A 22,496-nucleotide genomic window follows, 5' to 3' on the forward strand; every position below is an offset into this window, starting at 1 on the left:
ACCCCCGTGCGGGGAGAGCAGCCGCCCCCGTCTGCGAACGGTGCCGGTCCTATGCCCTGACACCTGACGCGCCGACCAGGAACGGGTGAACGATGACCGACGTCACCACCGGAAAGCACCWCCTGGAGCTCTCCGTCTTCCCGACCTCGCCCTACTACGCCCGCGTGCACGTCCAGCGCGTGCTGGAGGGCTGGCGGCGGGGCGACCTGATCGAGACGGCCCAGCTCGTCGTCTCCGAGCTGGTGTCCAACGCGATCAAGGCGCACGTCTCGTCTCCCGTCGTCACGGAGGCGGCGGCGCACGCGAGTCCGGACCACATCTGGATGGACCTGTACCCGGTCGAGGCGGCGGTCGTGCTGCGCGTCTGGGACGCCTGCCGTACCCCGCCCGTCCTCAGAACTCCCGACCTGGATGACGAGGGCGGACGCGGCCTCTGCCTCGTCGACCTGCTCGCGAGGAACTGGGGCTACTACCGGCCGGCGACGGGCGGAAAGATCGTGTGGTGCACCCTGGCGGCCCCACCAGTGGTTCCTGAGGAGCGGGCCGGGTGATCACCGCCTTGGACGACCCGATCTGGGGGTCCGATAGGCACGTCTCTGATCGCCTGAGCAGTGAGCCGGCCGCCTGATGGTCGCGCTGGGGCTGATGCTGCGATCGACTGACAATGTCATAGCTCACTGTAATCATTGCTTCACCGAGCGGTGTCGTTCTCGTGACGGCAGGCCGCAGACGATCACCCCTGGAAGCGACTGACGGGAGTACGGTGGCATTGGGACGGATCTGGGGAGGCGCGGTGATGAGTAGACCTCTCCAATCGCCCAATCCCCTGGCGGGCGCCGTGCTCGCGGTGCTGAAGGTGGCCCGCGAGACGCACATCGAGATCACCAAGGCAAAGCTGGGGCAGCTTCTCTATCTCGCCGACCTGGATGCCATCGAGTCGGGGCGCACGCAGTTCAGCGGGGCCACCTGGCGCTGGGACGACTACGGCCCCTACGACCACGCGCTCGTCCGCGCCGAGGAGTGGGTGATGGAGAGCGAGCTGGTGGAGCGCCGCGACACGCGAAGCGCGGAGGATGGCTCGCATGCGCTCTCCCTGACCGTCGACATCGAGGATCCGCTCAACGTGGCCGACATGGAGTGCGTGCGAAACGTGGTCCGTCTGTACGGAGGCAGGAGCGCGACCGGCCTGAAGGATCTCTCCTATGAGACCGCTCCGATGGTCGAGGCCCGGGCGGGTGGCGAGCGGGGAGCGCTGCTCGATCTCAACCGGGCGCGCCGCCGCGAACAGGTGGCGGCGCTTCGGGAGCGGTTCCGATCGCGGCGTGAAGCCAGGCCTCCACAGCAGGATGACCCAGGAGTCGGTGACGCGCTCGTAGCGGAGTTCCTGGAGGCCAGAGACGGTCTGCGACGAGCCAACGCGAAGATCCTGGATGATCGGTGAAGGGATCCATCCGCAAGGGTGGCGTCTATCTGGTGTCCGACCGGTCGCTGACGATGCCCCCCAATGACCAGCGCAACTTCCACCCGAAACGGCCAGTGATCGTTCTCAGCGGTGACGCGAAGAACGAGCAGGCCGCCTGGCCTCTGGTATACGTCGTCCCCACGTCGACCGCCACCACGTTCAAGACCGAATACTGCGTCAAGCTCGCCCAGGGAGTCGGCAACCTGCCGAGCAAGTGCTGGATACGCACGGTCTGCGCTCAGCCCTTCCTCAAGGAAGAGCTCGGCGACTACCTGGGGCAGCTGCCGGCTCAAGTCGTCTTGTTGATCGAGGAAAACCTGTTCGCCTACATGGGGCTCACCGACTGAGGGTGTAACGGTCATATCCAAGGGGCCGACCCACGACCCGAGCGTGAACGCTGCCAAGACACTGTTGGCGTATCGGGTCCGGCCTATGATCACGGCTATGCGTCCAGAACCACAGGAGGGACTGAGCGGTTTCGTCTAGTACCGCAGGGAGAGTCCCGGCGGTGCTGGAGGTCACCATGTCCCGTACCGCACACCACACCCGATCCCCGAAACTGCACGTCGCTCCCCGCCGGGATCGCGTGGTATCCGACCCCTGGCGGATCGTCACCGTCATCGATCTTCGCTACTCCGCGTCTGAGCTCAGAGCGGCTGGGGCCGCAGGGCGACGCCCTTCCCCGCAGAGGGTCCGGCGTCGCGTTGAGTTCCACTCCTACCTGGGCGCGTACGGCCGGGGCCGGACCGTGGCGGAAGACTCCAACCTCGACGAGCGCCGAGAGCGCCGGCGCCTGCGAGAAAAGCTGCTGGAAATCCGGCGACGAGCTAATACGCTGCCCACCGGCGGCACCTGCGAAGTGGACGACGACTTCGACGTCCATCCGTTCCGCCATCGTCACGGCGTGCTTTGGCAGGCATGGTGAAGGCCGCACTTTTGGCCACGCCAAGGTTGTAGGCCAGGAACGTCGGCGGCATTATGTTCTTCAGGCGCCTTTTCCCATTTCACCCCTACACAGTAGGAAGTAGCTTTGCCAGGAAATTCTGCGTCGCGGGATCGACTGAGTAAATGACGGTGCCAACCATGCCGCGGGTGAGCAGCACTTTGTAAGTGTTGCGTATCAACCGGCTGACTTGTTGATCAGTGATTCCACGAGTAAGAGAGGGATCTTTGCTGGCTGATCGAACGGTCGTTAGCTTGCCCCCACGGTAGACCAAGTCAGGGCCGATGATGACGCCGTTCCAGTCGTACTCGAAGCCCTGAGCGTTGTAAACGAAGCCCACCTGTTCGAAGCCGCCTTCCTGTGTCGCCCACAGAGCGCTGGCTGGGGCCTCACCCACTGCCCGATTTCCCTTGACGCTCCAAGGGAAGGACCAGTCGCCGATCTGGACGTCGCGGACGAGAGTGCCGTCCACGCGAGGGTCGCTCCAGGGCCAGCAGAGGCCAGCTGTTATGCGCGCCGAGTACCCCTCTTTCTGCTTGGCGCGCAAGAGGGTTTCGAGCCTGTGCGGTGATTCAGCTAGGGACACCGTAAACAGGTCATCGCCTTTCCACGCTTCAGGGGGGCCATCGTGAAGGCCGAGGAACCGCAGCACCCACTCGTCGTAAGCGCCGCTGCCGCCCGCACGGAACTGTCCGTCAAGCAAAATCTCATGGACGCGGAGTCCGCGCGCCGCCGCGTGGTCTCTGATTTCGGCCACGGTGCCCATCTCGCCGGGCCGTACTACCTGGTGCTCGTCCAACAAGAAAACAGGAACCCGTGCGGCGTCGATCAGCTCGTCGATTTGGGGACGATTATCGCGGAGGCGGGCAGGGGTGTAGCGGTTCTGCGAGGTCCTGCGGATCCGGTGAGCTTCGTCGCAGATGAGCACGTCGAGACTGTTCGGTTCAGCCTGCATGAAGCTGTTGAAGTATTTGAAGAGGTTCTTCACCCCGGCGGAACCCTTGCCCGCGACTCGGCGCATTGTCTCGGTGAGCGCGTGGGAGCCTGTGGCATGTATGACATTGCGTCGCTGTCGGGAAAGCTCACCCAGCAGGGCCAACGCAATGGCACTCTTGCCGCTTCCCGGACCACCCGTGACGATCACGACCGTCTTGAAATCTGACCTGAGTGCCTTAGTTACCGCCTTCAGGACAATTTCATAGGCAAGTCGCTGTTCTGCTAGAAGGACAAACTGCTCGCGGTTTCTGATCTCTTCTGTGGCGAGCTTGATGAGCTGCTTGGAGGGACGGACAGTGCTGTTCAGCAGCCGGTCAGCTGCATCCGTACCCGACTGAGGGGCGAACTGCTCTCGGAGGTAGTCGAGGAAGGCGCCGCGCCGAGACTTACTGAACAGACGAAATTTCCTGTCTTGAGCAATGCGGTACAGATCTTCGATATCCGAATCGCTGGCGTTGTACAGATAGGCGAGACCGTGAACCGCGTCGCGGTGATGCTGCAACGTGCTGACGAAGTCGACCAGATAGTCGCAATAGCCGTCGACTTGAAGCACCGGGTGTAATACGGGGTTTCTGCTTGCAGTCAAGGGCAGCGCGAGGTCTGGATCACCTTCGTATAGTTTAGCCTGGCTCCATGGCTTGAGCTCAACGATGACATAAGTATCCTCACCGGTGCGCCGGTCAACTCCTGCGAGAACGACGTCAGCCCGCATGCTGGTGAGCGGTAGCTGAAATTCAATCAGCATCTCCACATCACCGAGCCCTGCCTCAACCAGGTCCTGGGCGAGAGTCGGCAGGCCGCTGTTCCATGATCTGATGGCACTTGCCGACGGTTGCGCGCTTTGGACAGCCTTTAGATTGGTCGCCACGAGATCACCGACAGCGAGATGATCTGCTGAAGCCAGCGCAGCAAGCTCCTGCGCTGGACGGCGGACCACGGCAGAACCGTGGTTGGACATACTGAACGCTCCTACGGTCGGGGGCCGGCTTCGGTGGACACCCGATACACGGCTGCCAGAGACAGCCCCCTTCCGGCTGAAGATGAGGCTACACGCCAGGGATGACCCAGAGGAGAGATCGCACCTACAAGGTGAGCTGGCCGGACGATGTATGGGGCGCCGTTTCGTGGCATGCGGTGGCTGTCGGCCTTCATCGACACTACGGGGCCAGCTCCTCTACCCACTCAAGGAATCCGACGAGTTGGTTGGTCTCTGCTTTTGGAAGACCGTGGAGGCGATAGTGCGCGAACTGGTTTCGAATGTTTCGGACGAGATTGAGTTCTCCTGTGAAAACCTCTTGATCGATGTACCAGCCCAGCTTGGCCCAGCAGTCATCACGGCGTAGGGCCTTCTCGATGTCGCCTAGGCTCAATTCATGCGCGGTCTGGACACGAGGCTTACCGGTCGCCGTTTGCAGCTCTTCAGCCGAAGGGCAGACGAGGGTGAGAACTCTGCGAAGGCGAAGCTCGATCTCCCCGATCAGGAGGTAAGGGCCACTTAGTTCCTGCCGAGCCCTGTGGGCATCGGACAGCGTGACGATGCCGCTGATCAAGTCGTCCCTGTCGCGAACGAGGACGAAGCGATGGGAGCTGTTGTGAGGAAACACCTTCCTCACTTCTTCGTCCATCGTCGCCACCTTGACCGACCGTATAACGGAGGCCAAGGTCAGCAGGCGGCCCGTCATGTCCAACGACAGGACGGCCTCCTGGGTGATGGCCCCGGCGGGGGTTGAGGGGCCGGTCAGTACAGGGATTTGCCGGTACTTGTGCCGCGCGAAGAGGGTTTTGGCGCGCTTGAGCGTATCGCTTGGAGCGACGCTGACGAGCCTCTGCAGGCGAGAGGTGGGGAGATGCTCGATGCGCAGCACAATGCCGCCATCGCTGCTCATGGGCAGCACAGGTCACTCCTACGGGGTTGGGGGCTGGCCTTGAACCGCTTACGCGGCGGAAGCCCGACGTGCCGTACGTGTTAGGGGACACCGTAGCGATCACCTAGGACATTTGCGAGTGGTATCCACGCCTCGGCAAGACCGTGTAATGCCTGACCAGCGGAGAGAGATTGGCGATGATGCGGGACAGGGGTTCGGTTCACGACGTGTGCGAGGGGTGAAGCGATGGCGTACGACCCGAAGCTGGCTGCGGCGCTGTCGGGCGCCACGCTCCGTCAGCTCGCGCACTGGCGCAAGGCCAGCGTGAGCCGTGGCGCGGTGCTGATACCCGAGATCTCCAGCACGCGGCCCGTCCTCTACTCCTTCCGTGACGTGGTGGCGCTGAGAACCTGCGTCAAGCTCCGTAACGACACCTCGCTGCAGAAGATCAGGCGGGCGCTCGACACGCTCCGCGACGATCTGAAAGAGCGGGACCACCTCTCGTCGTACACATTGGTCACCGATGGCGGCAGCATCTATCTGGCCGCGCCCGACCAGGCGGTCGATCTGGTGCGGAAGAAGGCCAACGTGGTCATCCACGAGATGGTGGACGTCCTGCAGCCCTTCTACCGCGACGGCAGGCACATCCCGCCGTTACTGCAACCTCGCACGCACGTGGCGGTGGATCCGGCGATCCGTGGTGGGGTTCCCGTGATCGAAGGCACCCGCATCCCCTACGACGAGGTCGCCGCGCTGCTCCGGGATGGAGTGCTGCCGGAGCGGATCTCCGACTACTACCCGAGTGTCACCGCTACGGCGGCCCTGGATGCCGCTGATTTCGCTGACTACGTTGACAGCTACGATCCCCTCAGGGAACAGCGTGAGGTGGCTGCTGGATGAGACTGTGTCCAGACCACTCCACAAGGCCCTCATCCCCTTGTCTGGTGACCTTGCGCGGAATCGACCCGACCTCGGCCCGCCGCCTGCGCGTCGTCGACCCGGCTGCCGCTCCGCCCAAGTACTGGCCGGATCTGACGTAGTCCTTTCACACGGGGCTCTGCTGCTACCGAGGACTGAAGACCGGCCGCCGCAGTGCTATCGAATCCCTGACCGACGCTGTAATGACCTGGCCGGATTGGCCGATCTTCTAGCTATGGCATCGCGGATGGAACTCACCCGGCAGATCCTGTTCATGGCTACCCAGGTCCTGGCTGAGCATCCCGACGGCCTACCTGTTTCCGAGATGTGGCCTCTGATCAAGAAGCGGCTGCCAGGCGTGGACGAGCAGTGGAACGCCGGTGGGGCGGAGAGCAACACGCCGGAGCTCGCTCTCCAGTGGAAGAGCGGTGGCCTGGTCAAATCCGGCTGGGTCACCAAGGCACATCGTCGCTGGTATCTGACCCCGCTGGGCCGTATCGCTCTCAAGCGCCATTCCGATGTTTCGTCTTTCACCGCAGGGTCCCACGCCGGCTACCACTACTGGGAGCAGAACAAGGCGGGGTTCGAGGCGGCCAAGCGGCTGGCGGAAGCCGTACCGGAGGGGAGCTGGGTCGCGGCCGGAGACCTCGCCTCGCAGACCGGCCTTGAGGCCGCGAAGCTGGTGGGGTGGCTTCAAGGTGAGCGGCCCGAGGGCTGGCATCGGGTGCTGGATGCCGACGGTGGTCTTCCCGATGACGCGCATGCCGACGAGCGGCTGCGGAAGGAGTGGCAGGGGCTGCTCACCGAGGACGGGCTGGAGGCCCTGCTCGGCATGGTGCCGCAGGACCGGCGGATCTCCGCTGCCGATCTGCACCAACTGGTGATCGACGATCCGGTGATCGATGACGAGCCGGAGCGTCCGCGGCGGGCCTGGCTGGTGCGCGGGTCCAATGTGCACGGGGTCAACCTGGTGGGTGACTGGCTGGCCGAGGGTTACTGCTCGCTCCCCGCCTCCAAGCTCCGTGAGCTGCCGCCCGGTGCGGCGCAGGAGACGATCCAGGCGGCCGTGGACGTGGACTACGCGCACGGCTCCTACAACGACCGGCTGAAGAAGACGGCCGAGTTCCACGCGTTCCTGTCGCGGATGCGCGAGGGCGACCTGGTGCTCAGCAACGACGGGGGAAAGGTCTACCTGGGCCACCTCAAGGGCGGCCCGGCGTTCCGGGCCAGTGTGAGCAACCGGGCCAATCTGCAGCGGCCGGTCAGATGGTTGAACCCGAAGGCTCCGCTCGACTTCGCCGACGACCTGCCGGACGAGATCGCGGCCAAGCTGGCCACCCAGCACGACGTGCTCGACCTGACGGAGTTCGTCGAGGAACTGGAACGGCTGATCGAGCCGGGCCCTTCGAGGCCGCCGGTCACGCGGGAGATGGTGCTGCCGGACGCCGGTGCCGAGCTGGCCGACGAGTTGCTCGTCGACCAGGACTGGCTGCAGGAATGCGTGGAGCTGCTCCGCGACCGCCCTCAGATGATCTTCTATGGGCCGCCGGGGACCGGCAAGACCTACATCGCGCAGCATCTCGCGCAGTTCCTGGCGGGTGGGAAGCCGGAGAACGTCAAGCTCGTGCAGTTCCACCCGGCCTACTCCTACGAGGACTTCTTCGAGGGCTTCCGGCCGGTGCAGACCGCCGACGGGCAGGGCGTGACCTTCAAGCCGCTCCCCGGCCCGCTGCTGCGGCTGGTGGACGCCGCGCGGCAGCATCCCGAGGAGCCGCACGTTCTGATCATCGACGAGATCAACCGCGGCAACCTCGCCAAGATCTTCGGCGAGCTGTACTTCCTGCTGGAGTACCGGGACAAGGCCGTCGACCTGCTGTACTCCTCGGCGGAGGGCACCGGCCAGGCGTTCACCCTGCCCAAGAACCTGATCATCCTGGGCACGATGAACACCGCCGACCGGTCGATCGCGCTGGTGGACGCGGCCATGCGGCGCCGCTTCGCGTTCGTGGAGCTGCATCCGGAGGAGACGCCGACCCGGGAGGTACTGGGGCGATGGCTCGCGGGCAGGGAGTTGCCGGCCGACGCGGCTCACCTGCTGGCGGAGCTCAACGCCCGGATCGAGGACCGCGACTTCAAGATCGGCCCCTCGTATCTGATGCGGGCGGGGATCTACCAGGACGCGAAGGGGTTCGAACGGGTCTGGCGGACCCAGATCCTCCCGCTTCTGGAGGAGCACCACTACGGCGACGGGGTCGAGGTCTCCAAGCGATACGGCCTGCCCCAGCTGCGGCAACGGCTGGGGCTCGATCAGGAACCCACCCCGTGATCAGGCTGACGGAGGGTGGCCAACCGGTCGAACACGAGCTGACGGCCGAGCAGGCGGTGGCTCTGGTGGCGGCGAAGGCCGTACGGGTGAGTCCGGGGACGCGAGCCGGGCTCTGGAAGGTCCGTGACAACGGATACGTGGGCGCGGCGGTCATCGGCGGGGTCGAGGTGCGGATCACGCCGAAGACGCCGGTGGATCGGGTGTTCTTCCTCCTCGGATACGCGCGCCGGCCGCGCGGCTGGCGGCAGGGGGAGGTGGATGCGGGGGACCATCCCGAACTGCTTCCGGCGCTCGCACACGCCTACGCGCTGGCCGCTGATCGAGCTCTCCGGCAGGGAGTGCTGCAGGGCTACCTGGAGATGGAGGAAGCCCTGCCGGTCGTCCGAGGCCGGATTCGGGAGGCCGACCAGATCCGCCGCCGGTACGGCCTGCCCCTCCCGGTCGAGGTCCGCTACGACGACTACACCGTCGACATCGCCGAGAACCGGCTGCTCCTGGCCGCGTCGTCGCGGTTGCTGCGTCTGCCAGGCGTTGCCGTACAGACCCGCAGGACGCTGCGGCACGTCATCGCCAGACTGGCGGGGGTCACCGCCCTGGTGCCGGGGCGGCCGTTGCCGGTGTGGCGCCCCAGCCGGATCAACACGCGCTATCACACCGCGCTCGGGCTGGCTGAGCTTGTTCTCCGCGGAGCCTCCTACGAACTCGACGACGGTACGGCTGTCCGTGTGAACGGCCTGCTGGTGGAGATGTGGCGGGTCTTCGAGGACTTCGTGACCGTTGCCCTGACGGAGGCGCTCCGGCCGTACGGCGGGCGCAGTGAGCTGCAGGACAAACGCCACCATCTGGATCATGGGCGGCGGGTGCTGCTCAATCCTGACCTGGTGCGCTATGTCATCGACTCGGGTGGGGCGGAGATCCCCGCGGCGGTGGTGGACAGCAAGTACAAGATCTCAACCGGTCCTGAAGGTCACAGCGCCGACCTCTACCAGATGCTGGCCTACTGCACGGTGCTCGGACTCGATCACGGCCATCTGGTGTACGCAGAGGGAGGCGCGGAGCCGTACCGGCATGTGGTGCGCGGTGCGGGGATCGAGATCATGCAGCACGCGATCGACCTGACCCTGCCTCCGGCCGACCTGCTTGACGCCATCGAACGGCTTGCGGAATCAATCGTTCGAACCGATGACGACCATGAGCTGATGGCTTCTTATTCGTGATTAATTCCATTTGTCGCTTTTGTGGGCGTCGCGCGGCATATGAAGCACTTGAGCGCCCGGGAGGGCATTCCTGGCGCCTCTCGGGCTGGTAAATAAGGGCATTGCTTAATCGCTTTTCGGGTTTCTGTTTACGTAGAGCGACCGATTGTGTAAGGATCGTTGATCTTTCATGGTTGTAACGTTCCGGAGGGGATCGGCGTGAAGGCCAACGAGACGACGCTGCGGGGGCTCATCGGTGGTGAGCAGCAGTTGCTGGTGCCGCTGTACCAGCGGCCCTACTCATGGGAGCGTGAGCAGCTCGCCACGCTGTGGAACGACATCGAGCTGCAGGCCGACCGGATCGAGCAGGGGAAGGACAACAGTCATTTCCTCGGCTCGGTCGTGCTGGCGCCCGGCCCGGAGAACTCGCCCGGCAGGTCGCAGTGGTTGGTGGTCGACGGCCAGCAACGGCTGACCACGCTGATGGTGGCCCTGTGCGCTCTCCGCGATCACCAGGTCGCCGAGGATCCGCTGCACCGCGACCGGATCAACGAGACCCATCTGATCAACAAATTCAGTCCCGGTGATCTGAGATACCGCCTGCTGCCGACCCAGGTGGACCGTCAGGCGTTCAAGGACTGCGTCGAAGGACAGCCGTTCGGCGACACCGACAGCCGGATCGCGGGCGCCTACCAGTTCTTCCGCGCCAAGCTGGTGGCGGTCGACGATCCGGCGGACCCCCACGACATCGCCCGCATCGAAAGCATCGTCCTCAACCGGCTGAACCTCGTGCAGATCGTCGTGGAGGACGACGACAATGCCTTCCGGATCTTCGAGTCCATCAACAACACCGGAATGAGACTCAGCCAGGTCGACCTGATCCGCAACTACGTCTTCATGCATCTGCCGACCAGGGGGCAGTACGTCTACGACGTTCACTGGCTGCCGATGCAGAAGCTGCTCGGCCCCAAGGGAATGGATCAGCTGATGTATCTGGCCCTGATCCTCGATCGGGGCGACGAGGCGCAGTACAACGACACCTACCGCGGTCATCAGGAGCTGCTGCGGGCCGTGACCATGGACAACAGGAACGTCGAGGACCGGGTCGAGAACTACGTCAAGGACCTTGCTCGCCGCGCTCGATACCTTCACCAAATCCTTGAACCCAGCGGCAAAACGGAGATCGACGCGCGCCTGCGCTTCCTCAACGAGTGGAAGGGAAACACCGCCTACCCGGTCATCATGCGCCTGCTGGAGCTTCGCGACAGCGGCGACGCCACTGATGACGAGATCGTGGAGGCGCAACGCTATATCGAGAGCTTCCTGGTCCGCCGTCTCATCGGGGGAGTCGCCACCGGCAGCCTCAACAAGATCTTCATGCGGATGACCCGGGAACTGACCGATGAGAAGCCGGCCGACACTCTACGGGCCGGGCTCTCGCCGGCTCGGCTGTACTGGTCGTCCGATGAACGGTTCCGCGAGGACATCCGGAGCCGGGCGTTCTATTGGCAGGGCCGGACTGCGCAGCAGAAACTCGTGCTCCGCCGGTTGGAGGAGTCATACGGGGCGAAGGAAGCGGTTGAGCTCTCGGACAAGAAGATCACCATTGAGCATGTGCTTCCGCAGAGTCCGACCGCCGACTGGCTGGATCAGCTCGCGCCCGAGGGGGACGCCGGTCGCCTCCACAAGGAGCTGGTGCACAGTCTGGGCAACCTCACGCTCAGCGGCTATAACTCCGAGCTCGGCAACATGTCGTTCGCCAAGAAGCGAGACTTCCTCAGCCGCAGCGGTCTGGTCATGAACCAGGAGATCGCCAAACGTGAGCGGTGGGGGAAGACTGAGATCTACTCCCGCGCCGACGAACTCGCCTCACGAGCGATCGAAATCTGGCCGAGTCCGATGGACGTCGGCCCGGTCGGTCCGTCCCGGGACTGGACGCAGCTTCACGCCGCCCTCGCGGCACTACCTGCGGGCACCTGGACGACCTATGGAGATCTGGCCGAGTTGATCGGTTCGCACGCCGTGCCGGTCGGCGCTCACCTTTCCACGTCACAGGTATTCAACGCCCATCGGGTGCTGACCGTGACGGGGCAGGTTTCCAAGGGGTTCCGGTGGCTGGACGAAGAAGACGACCGCGATATTCATCAGGTTCTCCGCGCCGAGGGCATCAAACTCGACGACGCCGACCGTGCCGACCCCGGCCAGCGGATCTCGGCACGGGAGCTGGCCGAGTTGCTGGATCTTCCCGGCGCGCTGAACCTCAGCGAGGTGGAACTTGCGGCCGACGACGATCACGCCGACGTCGGCGAACACGAGAAGCGCTTCTTCCAGCAGTTGGGCGACGCACGTGGACCGCAGGCGGCCGGTGCTGTCTCCCGGCTGCTGGACTGGTGGCGCGGCCGTGGCGGTGAGGTGCAGTTCGGTCGGTCGGCGGGTGCCTCCTGCGCGCCCTTCGTCAAGCATGGCGGTGAGACCCTGGCCATGGTCCGCTTCTATGCCACGACGGTGGAGGTGCCGTTCGGGACGCTCAAGAAGCGCGCCCCGTTCAACGATCCCATTCTCCGTGACGAGCTGCGCAGGCGGTTCAACGAGGCCCCAGGCGTGGAACTGCCCTCGGCCAAGCTGGAGCTCTATCCCTCCTTCGAGATCGATCTGATGGTGGACGAAGCCGTCTGGGACGTGGCAGTCGCCTGCCTCGACTGGTGCGCCGCCCAGATGAAAACCGATGGCGGCCCATCGACGACCTGAGAGGTAAGGCTGTCGATCCCGAACGGCGTCGTGGTTGTCCGATCGGCCGCCCCAGCCGTCATCCGTACCGCAGGATCGGATCATGCATGACGACGAGATCACCCAGGTGACGACGGCCTCACCGGTGAGCGCCGAGCCGGTCGTGGTCCTGCGGGGCCGGAGGCGGCGCTGGGTGAGCGTGCTCGCCTGGCTGGTGGTGTCGCCGTTTGCGGTGTGGGCGGCGCTCCGGCTGATTCCCGCCGACGTGCACTTCCGGTGGGTACAGCTCGTGGCGTTCACGCCCTATGTGGCCCTCGCCTCGGCCGTCGCCCCGCTCGTCGCGCTGGCGTCGAGGCGGTGGGCCGCGCTGGCCGCGGGCCTGGTGGTGGCGGCGACGCTGGCCGCGTGCGTCGTCCCGCGTGCGCTGCCGGACGGCGGCCGGACACCCTCGGGTCCGGCATTACGGATCCTCTCCTCCAACCTGGAGGTCGGGGCGGTCCCTCCGTCGGCTCTCGTCGATCTCGTACGGAGGCTCCGCCCTGATGTCCTCGCCCTCCAGGAGCTGACGCCATCGGCCGCCGAGGGGCTCCGGCAGGCGGGGCTGGCGACGCTCCTGCCGTACAAGGCGGAACTGGCGCTGGAGGGGCCGCGTGGGTCAGGCGTCTACGCCCGGTACGCGATCACGCCGGGGCAGGCCATCGAGTACGGCTTCGGCCAGATGGTGGCCACCGTGGAGGTGCCGGGGGCGGGACCCGTCGGCATCGTGTCCGTGCATCCCTGCGCCCCGAGTGACGAGATGGGGTACCCGTGCTGGGCGGACGGCCTGGCGGCGCTGCCCCGGCCAGGCGGTGCCGTACAGGTGCTGGCCGGGGACTTCAACGCCACCCTCGACCACGCCCGGATCCGCGACCTGCTGGGCGCGGGCTACCGGGACGCCGCCGACGCGACGGGCGACGGCCTCACGACCACGTGGCCGTTCCGGCCGCGGGAGTTCAACGGCTTCGGCATCCCCACCGTGACGATCGACCACATCCTGGCCGACCGGCGCGTGGGCGTCCGCTCATTCGGCGTGCACCGGCTTCCGGAGACCGACCACCGCGCCGTCTATGCCGAACTGGTCCTTCCGCGTCGCTGACCTTCAGCGAGTCCGCGCCGCCTTTATCTAGCCTTTTATCCCAAGCGCTTTTATACGAGCCGACCGCCCATGTGTCGGCCCCGTTCGCCGATGGCATGAGACGCGGGAAGGTCGAGCAGGTCCGTCAGGTGGCGGACAGGCGGCTGAATCGGGTCTCGAAGCCCTTGCCCACGGGGACGGCGCACATCGCCCCGGCGAGGGCGGCCACCTCCTGCGGGAAGTAGGCCGGCCGCAGCATGTGCACCGGTTCCGCGCCATCTGGCTGGGGAGGCTCGTACACCACGTCCGCGGGCGCAATCCGGCCTTGCCGGGTGCGGGGATGCGGCCACCGCATGACCCTCTTCGGCGGGTTCGGGTGGCACGAGTGAGATCACTCCGTTCCGGCCCGCGCGACATCGTTCGGGACTGTTCGGGACAGCCGAAGACCTTGGTTGTGCACGCCATGATCCTCTTTAATGAGGATTTGTCCGTGTCCGCAGGTCTCTGTGAATTCCTCGGGCGGCGAACCCATCCATTCCTGCGTCAGGAGTCGGGATCAGGTCCGGGAATCGCGCCCGAGGAACCTGTCCGTATAAATTCGGGAGAAAGTAGGGCCTTTCGATGAGCGGCTCTGTCGCACATCCTCGCATGGGAATTGACGCCGTGATTCATCCGCCTATTCGATTCTCGGTCATCGCTATTCTGTCCAGGCACAGAAACTTCGAGTTCGGAAAAATGTGCGATGCAGTCGGCATCAGCGCGGCCGTTTTGTCGAAGCACATGACATCGCTGGAGGCCGCCGGATACATTCAAGTCCAGAAGGGATACGTGGGCAGGCGTCCGCGCACCTGGCTCTCCATAACGGCGCCGGGGGCGGACGCGTTTGAACGGCACACGGCCGCGCTGCTGGCGATCTCGCGAGGTCCGTCCTAAAAGGCAGGTCCTAAAAGGCAGGCTGTCCTAAGAGGTCCGTCCTGAAAGGCGGGGACAGCCGGGATCGGTTGATCCCGGCTGTCCACGTGGCGTGTCCGGGTCCTCGGGTGGCCGCTGGTCGGGACCGGTGGGGGGCGGGTGTCGGTGCGGCATCGTGCGGCTGCGGCGCTTGCCGCGCGGATGGCCGGGGCGACAATGACGAGCACGGCGTGGCGCGGGACCGCCTCATGAGACCGGGCATCGACCTGATGCGCGTCGTCCCAGCTCACAGAGCGAATGGCGGCTGCCGTACTAGGCGTCTCCCGTCCACCCGCCCGCTGTTCCCCAAGGACTGATCGCCGGGTCGGACACGGGGAAACCGCAGGCGAACGCCAAGAGCGGGCTCCGGGTGCCGCCCGGTCGGAAATCGGATAGCGGCATGCCCCAGGGAACCAGCCCGCCGAATATCGACCCGGCGAGCCCGCGCCCGCCCGCGGCCAGCCACATGCTGTGCGCGGCCACTCCTGCCTGATGCATGGTCAGCCTGTGGGCATGGGCGCCGGCTGCCGCGATGGCGGGAAGGTCGCATGTGACCACGGTTACGAGGGCCGCGTCGGCGAACTCATCCTGCAGCAGCCACTCGCGGGCGGGGGGAAGCTCCAGAAGGAAGGTGATCCGCGTGCCGGCGGAGTGCACGTCGTAGAGTCCGGGCCGCAGTCCTTCCACCCTGTAGGCGGCGGCCAGGATCTGGACGTGCGGCACCGTTGCCGCCGTGTCGAGAGCCGCCCGCGCCAAGGGCGGAGCCTGGAGGACGCCGGCCATCGTCGCCTGGTCGATGCCGACCGGCCGGTAGAAGCGGGTGGCCTGGCGCAGGGCCAGTACGGTCATCGGGTCGACCGTGGGCGTGCTCGCCGGGGGAAGGAGATGCCCGGGGGCTCTCTCGGCAGGTGGGTTCCATTCCTGTGCCCGGCTGGTCCTGCCTGCGAGATGTGACCGCGTGATGAGGTCTTTCACGATCTCCTGCGGCCGGTAACCGGGAGTCCGACTAGTCATGGGCGGCGCTCTCTTGTCCGGGGCCGGTGCTCGTACGGCGGAGCGTGAGCACAGTGGTGATGGGCGTTTGCCGAACATCGAGGTCAAGGAGGTCAGTCAGCTGGGCGTCGTCCCACTCCGCGAGTGCCGTGACCGTCCATCCGAGATGCGCGGCCTGGAACCCCAGCTGCCAGGTGGCGACGCCGGAGTCCAGGTTGATGATCCGATATCCGAAGCTCTGGTACTTCTCCACGAGCTTCAAGCAGTCACCGACCAGGACCAGTACGGCGTCCGCCTGAGTCCCGGAACCCGGGACGGCGTCGGCGAGGCGCTTCACGGGCACCGCGATCCGGCTCCGCAGCAGGAGGTTGGCCACCGAGTCGTACACGTGCACCACCGGTTCCAGACCCGCCCGGTTGGATTCCAGGGGGATCAGGTAGGCCGTCTGGGAACCCAGGTTGCCACCGGTGGGAGCCCAGCGGCGACGGGCGGTCGCCCGCGATGTCGTCGCGGGGATGATCTCGCGGATGCCGAAGGAGAACTCCAGCAGGGCCTTCAGCTCCGAGCCGGCCTCGCCGACGGCGTCGACCGGCTGCCAGTCACGCGGGCGGTCGAAGAACTGGAGTTCGATGTTCGAGGTGCTGTAGTGGCCCTGGTGCGCGTTGGCCGGGATATAGCGGCGAGGCGGCTGTGTGACCTCCTGTTCGAAGGCGACCACGATCAGGTCGTCCTTCTCGATCGGTTCGGTGCCCGGCAGGCAGGACGCGCAGCCGGGAAGCTGGACGAAGGTTTCGACCTCGGCCGTCCAGGCGTCGAAGTCGATGACGGTGACGGCCGACTCGTCGTAGAGCGACTGCACTCCTGTCGCCAGGCGGCACACCTCATTGCCCAACATCCCTGCCAGCAGGTCTTCCTGCCAGTCGAGGATCGTCGCAGCCTCGTCCGATCGCTCCAGCGGACGCTGCGCGCGGTAGCACGACAGGCAGCCGGACCAGCCGTCCTCGAAGAGTGGGCTGATCAGGGCGCCCGAGCCGGTCAGGGAGACGAGGAACCAGCGTCCACCGCTTGCCCGTACCGAGGCGTCGAAGGCGGTTATCCGGTCCAGGTCCAGCGTGCCGTCGTCGATCACGACGGCGATGGGAGCGGCCGGCAGAGGGACGGGGCCGAGGGGTATCTCCTCCTCCCGCGTCGATGTCACGCCGCACTCGCCGAGCGCCCGTACCAGCGTCGATCGCAGTGTGGAGGGGGGACCCGCGACCACGACCGGCTGTCGCGCCAGCTTCAGGGCCGCGTGGACGCCGGAGGGGTTGTCCCGGGTGGAGTCCACATTCCTGCTCAGATAGCTCAGCACGTGTGAGGGCACGGGAGTGTGCTCCAGCGCGCGCGTCTCCTCGGGGGGCGGACCCGACTCCAGCATGCCGCAGGAGTAGAGCAGCGAAAGAGCCGTCCTGACGATGTCCGCGGAGGAAAGGCCGAGCGACTCGGCTATCTCCGCCGCGGAGCGCCGGCCGTCCAGGAGGGGAAGCAGCCGCCGTACGAATTCGACGTGCCGGCCGCTGAAGAGCTGGGGCTTGGCGATGCCCTCGACGAGGAGTTCGCCCGTGCGTACCTCCGCGATCACGAGTCCGTCCACGACCTTGAGGTGGTCCGGGAGCGACAGTTGCGGGTCGCGGGCGATGGCGGCGGCGATACGTCGCGAGTCCATGGTGCTTTCGGTGTTCACATGTCCTTCTTCGATCCGGTGCTCGCGACGGTGAGATGGTCGGTGAGACCGCGCCACGAGCGGTCCCGTCGCGAGATCGACTCCGAGAGGGGGTAGCAGCGGAGGCACCCGTGCACCCCCACCGTCCGCCCCTGTATGAACTGGGATTTCGCCACGTTCACGGCGCGGTAGGCGCCGTGGGCCCCGGAGTCGCCGCTGTGCAGCGTCGCCAGTCCCCACTGCGCCAGCCCGGCGGCCGTCAGCACATGGGAGGGAAGGTGGCCACCGGGCCCCACGGGGTCCCTCGCATAGAAGGCGTGCAGGTCGGACAGGGCGCTGCCGATGGTCGAATGCTGTATGGACCGGCGTTCGAAGCACTCGGCACACGCCCCGGTCCCTCCGGGAAGGGACAGGGGGCCGACTCTGAGCCAGCGTGTCTCATGCACCACGGGGACGAAGGACGCACCCCACTTCCCGACCAGATCGCCGACCTCCGCCACCAGCTTCGAGTCGTGTCGCGAGGTTATGAGAACGTAGGCGTCGGCTCGGGGCAGAAGGCTGGTCACCACGCCGTGCCCCTGGGCGAAGAGAGTCGGCTCGTCGTCCACCCCCCGCCGCTGGAGCACCGTGGCCACGTCGGCCGCAAACGGCCCGATGGCGATGACATGCGTCATGTTCATCTCTTTCTCCGGACTGGTCAGGCGAAGGGTTGCGGCCACGGGTTGAGGTCGGGCTCCGCGTGCACCGGCAGGCCCATGCGCTCGGGGGCCGTGTAGAGCCTGGTGGTGCCCAGAAAACGCGCACGGTAGGCGAAGCTCAGCGGGACGAGTTCGGGGACGATGACCCGCACCACACGCAGACCCGTCGCCCGGGCCTCGTCGGAGGTGATGTCCACGGCGTAGACCGTGCACCCGGCATCCTGAAGCTTGCGCACCACCCACGACAGGCGCTCGGCGGGGGAGTCCGGAATCGCGGGGATCATGTCGGAGAGCCGGCGCCGGTGCGGGGAGTCCAGGAGAAAATCGAACACATGTTCACGCTCCGCCGCCGCCATGTGAACCGCGCCGTCGAACACGTCGATGTAGTCGTCCAGCGGCTTGTCGTCCGGCTTCTGGTACTGCATGGCCAGCCGCCCGGAGGACGACTCGCGCATCACCTTGGCCACGGCCCGCCGGGGATCGAGCTCCGTGGCGCACATCACGTAGGTGCGTACCTTCGTCGCCTGCGGATCTATGTCCACGCTGTAGACCGTCGGAATGCCCAGGTCGGTTGTCGCGTCGAAGAAAACGGTCTTCAAACCGGACCGGGAGGAGACCTCCAGCGCCTGGTCCAGGACCGGATCGGAGACGTCGATCTCGATCTTCGGCAGCGCCAGCCGCTGCAGCCAGGTGAGCGCGATGCTGTCCCGCTCGACACACTCGAGCACGGCGCCCAGCAGGGCGCTGTCGTAGTCGAAATGCGCCGCCGTGCCCGTCGAGATGGGCAGCCAGAACCGCTCACCGCGGCTCATGACGGGGATGTGCAGGTAGACCATGACCGCCGGCAGCCATCGGGGTTCCCCGCTGGCGAGGTCCACACCGCGTATCCAGCGCATCGGCGCGTCCGGGTCGGGGGCCACGAGCGGGCACGCGGGGGCGGCCAGCTCGGACTCGGAACACCGCGGCACCCGGTTCAGGTCCAGTGCCTCGTCGCCGAGAGAGCGCGCGCTGGCCCACAGGAACTGCTCCGGGTCCCACAGGCAGCTGGAGTAGCGTTCGATCGCCTCGACCGTGGCGGTCAGCCTGGCGGTTTCCTCGGCGAGCCCGCTGCCCGCGCCGTCGAGGGCGGCCCACGACATGCGCTGGGGCGCATCCGCTGTGCCGGGCAGGAGCGACCCGGGATTGCCCAGGGCCGCGGTACACACCGGGAAGCGCTGCCGTCCGGTGGTCATCGGGGTCCGGGTGACGAGGTTGATCAGGGCGCCCCGGCCGTCGATGAGCGGATCCAGCCGTCGCAGCGCGGCCTCAATGGTGGGCGGCGGCGGGCCGGCCATCGGATCGGTGCTCACTCGCATCGGCATCCTCCTTCGGTGTTCCACCCAGCAGGGCGGCGAGTACGGCTTCGTCACCCGGCGTGATCCCCAGCCGGTTGTTGTGCAGGTGCAGTAGGTGGAACACCCACTGCCAGGTGGTGAGAGGCACGCCGCCGGCGATCGCCTCGGAGGCGGTCGTCCGGATCGCGCCGCCGTACCTCTCGGCGTCCTGTACGAGGTGCGGCGGGAGGGCGTCTCCGGCGGTGCCGATGGCGGGCTCCAGGCGGGCGGCCGACGAGGCCGCAGCCGTCCGGCCGGCGGGTGCGAACGGTCCGTCCCCGCCCGTCCAGTACCAGAGGTACTTGGACCAGAACTGCTCCTCCGCGCCGGGTAGGCAGTGCCGGAGGGCGTTCCTCATCGTCAGCGCCGCGAGGGCCTGGCGCTGGAGGTGGTCGAGGCCCTCGCTGACCGCTCGCAACGCGATCTCACTGGAGAGCATGAAATTGCCCTCGGCCACCCGGACACCTTCGACGCCTCCGTACCGGCGCAACTCGGGCTCGTAGAGCCGGACGTCGACGGCCTCCCAGTAGTTCGTGGGAGGTGTCCCCGGCACGGACACGGCCGGGGTGCCCGGATCGGTCTGAACCTTGCGAAGGAAGTCGGGGAAGCGGCTGACGAGGTCGGTGTAGACATCGTCCAGGAGCCCGGCCGGACCCTGAACGCGCAGCCTGACGTGCGGGCCGCCGACGTCGAAGAACCGGAGGAAGAACCAGCGGTCCCGCTCGGTCCCGGTCTCGATCAGGCCGTGTGTCCCTGCCACGAGCTCCTGGATCACGCTGTCCAGCCGATCGAAGGCGCCGGGATATATCGCGCAGTAGAGCCAGGAATGCATGATCAGCACCCGTCCCAGCTCATGTGGGCGACGTACTCCGTCGTGCGCGGATGTCCGTCGATCACGGGCGAGTCCTCCCCGGGCCGGGGGAGGGCTTCCTCCATGATGAGGATCTCCTTCGCCGAGAGCGAGTCCAGGAGGCCCGAGACCGAGAGGGGCACGGCGCTGGACAGCCAGAGCGGCTTGCGGGACTTGGCGAACAGGTCGGGCTCCGCGGTTCCCCGGCGGACGAAGAGCTCATCCGCGAGCCCGTGGGCACGGGCCCAGTCGCGATAGGCCGCGAAGGTCAGGGCCGGGGTGGGAGCCTTCACCTCGGCCAGCAGTTCTTCCGCGCTCACCATCCAGTGCGCTCTACGGGTGATCACGGCGCCGGCGCGTTCGCGAGGTCTGTGCACGACTCCGGTGGGCCGCTCAAGACGGAGCAACAGCGAGGCGGTTCCCGACGCTTCGGGAGCCGAGCAGTACCACGGGCTGGCGATGGTGGACAGCACGTTGGCAGGCCCGTTCAGTATGCGGCGGGGAACGAGACCGGAGTAGAAGGGAACGACGGGGCCGTGCTCGTCCTCCACGACCAAGGTTCCCGAGTGCTCGTCCAGCCGGATCCGCAACCGGTCCAGCGCCGTCGACTCTCCCGCCGGGACCAGCCCGCCGCCCATGTCGAGCGCGCGGGCACGGCCCGCGCACCGCGCTTGGACGGGGTTCCAGTCCGAGGCCACGGTGAGTTCCAGAGGCCGTGAACCCTCCGGCGCCAGATGGTTGAGCCACGCCTGGAGCGGATCTTCGAGGAGCCGGGGGGCCAGCAGTTTGCGGAAGCGGGCGGTCACGCCTCCGGCGCCGTCCATGAGCTGGTTCAGGACGACCACCTGTTCCCGATCTTCCAGGGTGGCGAGCTGGAACAGGATCGCGAAGGCGGGCCGGAGCATCGAGGGCCCCGGGCCGATGTCGAGGGCCGGACCGTCGGACAGCCGGACGTCGATGTTGCGCCGCAGATGAGGGCCGGGGGTGGTCATGTAGAGGGAGAGGAACGCCGGCAGCGAGAGAGAGTCATGGACGGGCGCGATGTGCCGTCGCCAGAACTCAAGTGTGCTCGCGTACTGCGGCAGGACGGTCATGTAGGCCGACAGCCGTCGGCCGTAGCCGGAGAGGGCGTCCTCGACCCACTCCGGCAACGCGGGCAGGGGGTTGTTCCTGACAACGTCCTCCCGCACGGCCAGGTCGGGGACCCGTGGCGCCGTGGCGGTGGCCGTGGCCTCGTCGAGTTCCACGGCCTGGCGCGTGATCCGCGAGGCGAGAGCCGCTCGCAGCCGGGGCGCGGCTTCGGACATCTGAAGCATGCCTTCTCGCATGTCACGGAGCGCATCGGCCACTTCCGTCCCCATGGCGTCCGTCACTCCGGGCGACTCGGCCAGCACGGTCATCGAGTGGTGGGCGTCGTAGTCGTCCGGAGCCCACGCCGACTCCAGACGGAGAAGTCCCGAGTCGGTCAGCCGGGCCACCCGGGACCAGGACGCCCCCGAGTCGTCCCTGCGAAGTGCGGCGAGTACGTGTTCACCGGACATGCCATGAGGCACCGTCCGTACCTGTCCACGGTGGACGGTCATGTCCGTCAGAAGATCCTCGCGCCAGAAGAAGCTGTTGGTCCGCGTGTGGGAGTACGTGGCACGCAGCATGTGGGTGCTGTCAAGCTGCCGGGCGGGGTGGAGACGCAGGTGGCGGCCGGCGGACTCGTGCGCGCAGAAACGCTGGAGGAGCCGAAGATAGAGAGCCTGAGGCAGGGTCGCGACCGCCTGGTAGGAACCGCCTTCGGCGCTGCCTCCGGGGCCTTCGCCGCCGATCGAGCACACCGCCACGGGGCTGAACCAGCCGAGGGGGCTGGTCTTGACCGTCGCCCGCACGAAGTAGTTGAAGAGCGTGCGTACCAGCTTCCGCCTCGTTCTGACCCCCGCACGGGCCGGGTCTCCCCGCAGGACGGTGGCCGTGACCTCCGGCGAGGCAAGGGAGAGAGCCTTGATCATCTCATCCGTGCCGGCCTGCTCGATCAGCTCGGCTTCGGCCTCGGCGAGTTCCGCTTCGAAGATCTCCGTGTAGGCCGTCATGGCCGCCTCGGACCGCTCCAGGAGCGCCAGCCATCGTGTCAGCGCCTGCCGCGCGTCCGGAGCGAGCCGGGTCGCTATCCGATCCCGCGCATCCTTGGAGATCCGCGGGACGCGGCCGTTGTGCACATCCCTCCGGAGGCTCACCGCGGCACGGCGCTCCTCGGCGGGCAAGGTGGGCACGAGTCCGTACAGCGCGTCGGCCAGCGGGTCCGTGAGCGTTTCCAACCGGCGCCCGCACTCACGCATCTCATCGAGCGCGGCCGTCGTGCGGCCCGCCCGGAGTCTGTGCGGCCCTGTTGCCGCG

19 protein-coding genes are annotated in these 22,496 nt (G+C 66.7%); 10 read left to right on the forward strand and 9 right to left on the reverse strand.

Annotation, left to right across the window (positions count from 1 at the left end):
* Positions 1 to 92: 92 nt before the first annotated feature.
* The 4 genes from CA984_RS21495 to CA984_RS45530 all read left to right on the forward strand — a co-directional run bounded on the left by CA984_RS21495 (position 93) and on the right by CA984_RS45530 (position 2,387).
* Positions 93 to 551 (forward strand): ATP-binding protein, encoded by a 459-nt coding sequence (locus CA984_RS21495; RefSeq protein ID WP_086575140.1) that lies wholly within the window; start codon positions 93 to 95, stop codon positions 549 to 551.
* Between the two features lie 245 nt (positions 552 to 796).
* Positions 797 to 1,441, forward strand: a complete 645-nt coding sequence (locus CA984_RS21500; RefSeq protein WP_133061733.1) for a hypothetical protein — start codon at positions 797 to 799, stop codon at positions 1,439 to 1,441.
* Positions 1,438 to 1,809 carry a type II toxin-antitoxin system PemK/MazF family toxin gene (locus CA984_RS21505; protein WP_086575144.1) on the forward strand — a complete coding sequence of 124 codons (372 nt, stop codon included), beginning with the start codon at positions 1,438 to 1,440 and terminating at the stop codon, positions 1,807 to 1,809. Before CA984_RS21500 ends, CA984_RS21505 begins: the two co-directional genes overlap by 4 nt.
* Positions 1,810 to 1,970: 161 nt before the next feature.
* Complete coding sequence (locus CA984_RS45530; protein WP_133061734.1) at positions 1,971 to 2,387, forward strand: hypothetical protein; 417 nt, start codon at positions 1,971 to 1,973, stop codon at positions 2,385 to 2,387.
* Positions 2,388 to 2,472: 85 nt separating this feature from the next.
* Here the strand turns inward: CA984_RS45530 and CA984_RS21510 are convergent, their stop codons facing one another.
* Both CA984_RS21510 and CA984_RS21515 read right to left on the reverse strand, forming a co-directional pair.
* A complete protein-coding gene (locus tag CA984_RS21510) occupies positions 2,473 to 4,359 on the reverse strand; it encodes a DUF2075 domain-containing protein (RefSeq protein ID WP_086575146.1) in 1,887 nt (628 codons plus the stop codon).
* Positions 4,360 to 4,558: 199 nt separating this feature from the next.
* Positions 4,559 to 5,287, reverse strand: coding sequence for a CBS domain-containing protein (locus CA984_RS21515; RefSeq protein WP_242676084.1), 729 nt, complete (start codon positions 5,285 to 5,287; stop codon positions 4,559 to 4,561).
* A gap of 225 nt (positions 5,288 to 5,512) precedes the next feature.
* On the opposite strand from CA984_RS21515, the gene CA984_RS21520 reads away from it, so the two are divergent.
* The 5 genes from CA984_RS21520 (at position 5,513) to CA984_RS21540 (ending at position 13,568) form a co-directional block, all read left to right on the forward strand.
* A complete protein-coding gene (locus CA984_RS21520) occupies positions 5,513 to 6,166 on the forward strand; it encodes a DUF433 domain-containing protein (protein WP_086575150.1) in 654 nt (217 codons plus the stop codon).
* Positions 6,167 to 6,419: 253 nt separating this feature from the next.
* Complete coding sequence (locus CA984_RS21525) at positions 6,420 to 8,510, forward strand: AAA family ATPase (protein WP_086575153.1); 2,091 nt, start codon at positions 6,420 to 6,422, stop codon at positions 8,508 to 8,510.
* Positions 8,507 to 9,727 (forward strand): McrC family protein, encoded by a 1,221-nt coding sequence (locus CA984_RS21530; RefSeq protein WP_133061735.1) that lies wholly within the window; start codon positions 8,507 to 8,509, stop codon positions 9,725 to 9,727. Before CA984_RS21525 ends, CA984_RS21530 begins: the two co-directional genes overlap by 4 nt.
* Positions 9,728 to 9,925: 198 nt before the next feature.
* On the forward strand, positions 9,926 to 12,454 hold the full coding sequence (locus CA984_RS21535) for a GmrSD restriction endonuclease domain-containing protein (protein ID WP_165781350.1): 2,529 nt from the start codon (positions 9,926 to 9,928) through the stop codon (positions 12,452 to 12,454).
* 82 nt (positions 12,455 to 12,536) lie between these two features.
* A complete protein-coding gene (locus CA984_RS21540; RefSeq protein ID WP_086575158.1) occupies positions 12,537 to 13,568 on the forward strand; it encodes an endonuclease/exonuclease/phosphatase family protein in 1,032 nt (343 codons plus the stop codon).
* A gap of 124 nt (positions 13,569 to 13,692) precedes the next feature.
* On the opposite strand, the gene CA984_RS48050 is transcribed toward CA984_RS21540, so the two are convergent.
* Positions 13,693 to 13,812 (reverse strand): DUF1349 domain-containing protein, encoded by a 120-nt coding sequence (locus CA984_RS48050; protein ID WP_165781351.1) that lies wholly within the window; start codon positions 13,810 to 13,812, stop codon positions 13,693 to 13,695.
* A gap of 383 nt (positions 13,813 to 14,195) precedes the next feature.
* Here CA984_RS48050 and CA984_RS21545 point away from each other — a divergent pair, with 383 nt between their 5' ends.
* Positions 14,196 to 14,480 carry a transcriptional regulator gene (locus tag CA984_RS21545; protein ID WP_242676083.1) on the forward strand — a complete coding sequence of 95 codons (285 nt, stop codon included), beginning with the start codon at positions 14,196 to 14,198 and terminating at the stop codon, positions 14,478 to 14,480.
* 291 nt (positions 14,481 to 14,771) lie between these two features.
* Here the strand turns inward: CA984_RS21545 and CA984_RS21550 are convergent, their stop codons facing one another.
* The 6 genes from CA984_RS21550 to CA984_RS21575 all read right to left on the reverse strand — a co-directional run bounded on the left by CA984_RS21550 (position 14,772) and on the right by CA984_RS21575 (position 22,417).
* Positions 14,772 to 15,347 (reverse strand): hypothetical protein, encoded by a 576-nt coding sequence (locus tag CA984_RS21550; RefSeq protein WP_086575162.1) that lies wholly within the window; start codon positions 15,345 to 15,347, stop codon positions 14,772 to 14,774.
* A 157-nt stretch (positions 15,348 to 15,504) separates the two neighbouring features.
* On the reverse strand, positions 15,505 to 17,214 hold the full coding sequence (locus CA984_RS21555; protein WP_086575164.1) for a hypothetical protein: 1,710 nt from the start codon (positions 17,212 to 17,214) through the stop codon (positions 15,505 to 15,507).
* Complete coding sequence (locus CA984_RS21560; RefSeq protein WP_133061736.1) at positions 17,211 to 17,867, reverse strand: hypothetical protein; 657 nt, start codon at positions 17,865 to 17,867, stop codon at positions 17,211 to 17,213. Before CA984_RS21560 ends, CA984_RS21555 begins: the two co-directional genes overlap by 4 nt.
* A 23-nt stretch (positions 17,868 to 17,890) precedes the next feature.
* A complete protein-coding gene (locus CA984_RS21565) occupies positions 17,891 to 19,246 on the reverse strand; it encodes a YcaO-like family protein (protein WP_165781352.1) in 1,356 nt (451 codons plus the stop codon).
* Positions 19,197 to 20,096 carry a thiopeptide-type bacteriocin biosynthesis protein gene (locus tag CA984_RS21570; protein WP_133061737.1) on the reverse strand — a complete coding sequence of 300 codons (900 nt, stop codon included), beginning with the start codon at positions 20,094 to 20,096 and terminating at the stop codon, positions 19,197 to 19,199. The genes CA984_RS21565 and CA984_RS21570 overlap by 50 nt, the downstream gene beginning before the upstream one ends.
* A 2-nt stretch (positions 20,097 to 20,098) precedes the next feature.
* Positions 20,099 to 22,417, reverse strand: a complete 2,319-nt coding sequence (locus CA984_RS21575; protein ID WP_086575172.1) for a lantibiotic dehydratase — start codon at positions 22,415 to 22,417, stop codon at positions 20,099 to 20,101.
* Positions 22,418 to 22,496 lie beyond the last annotated feature (79 nt).

The sequence above is a fragment of the Streptosporangium minutum genome (assembly GCF_002149035.1).
Taxonomy (GTDB): domain Bacteria; phylum Actinomycetota; class Actinomycetes; order Streptosporangiales; family Streptosporangiaceae; genus Streptosporangium; species Streptosporangium minutum.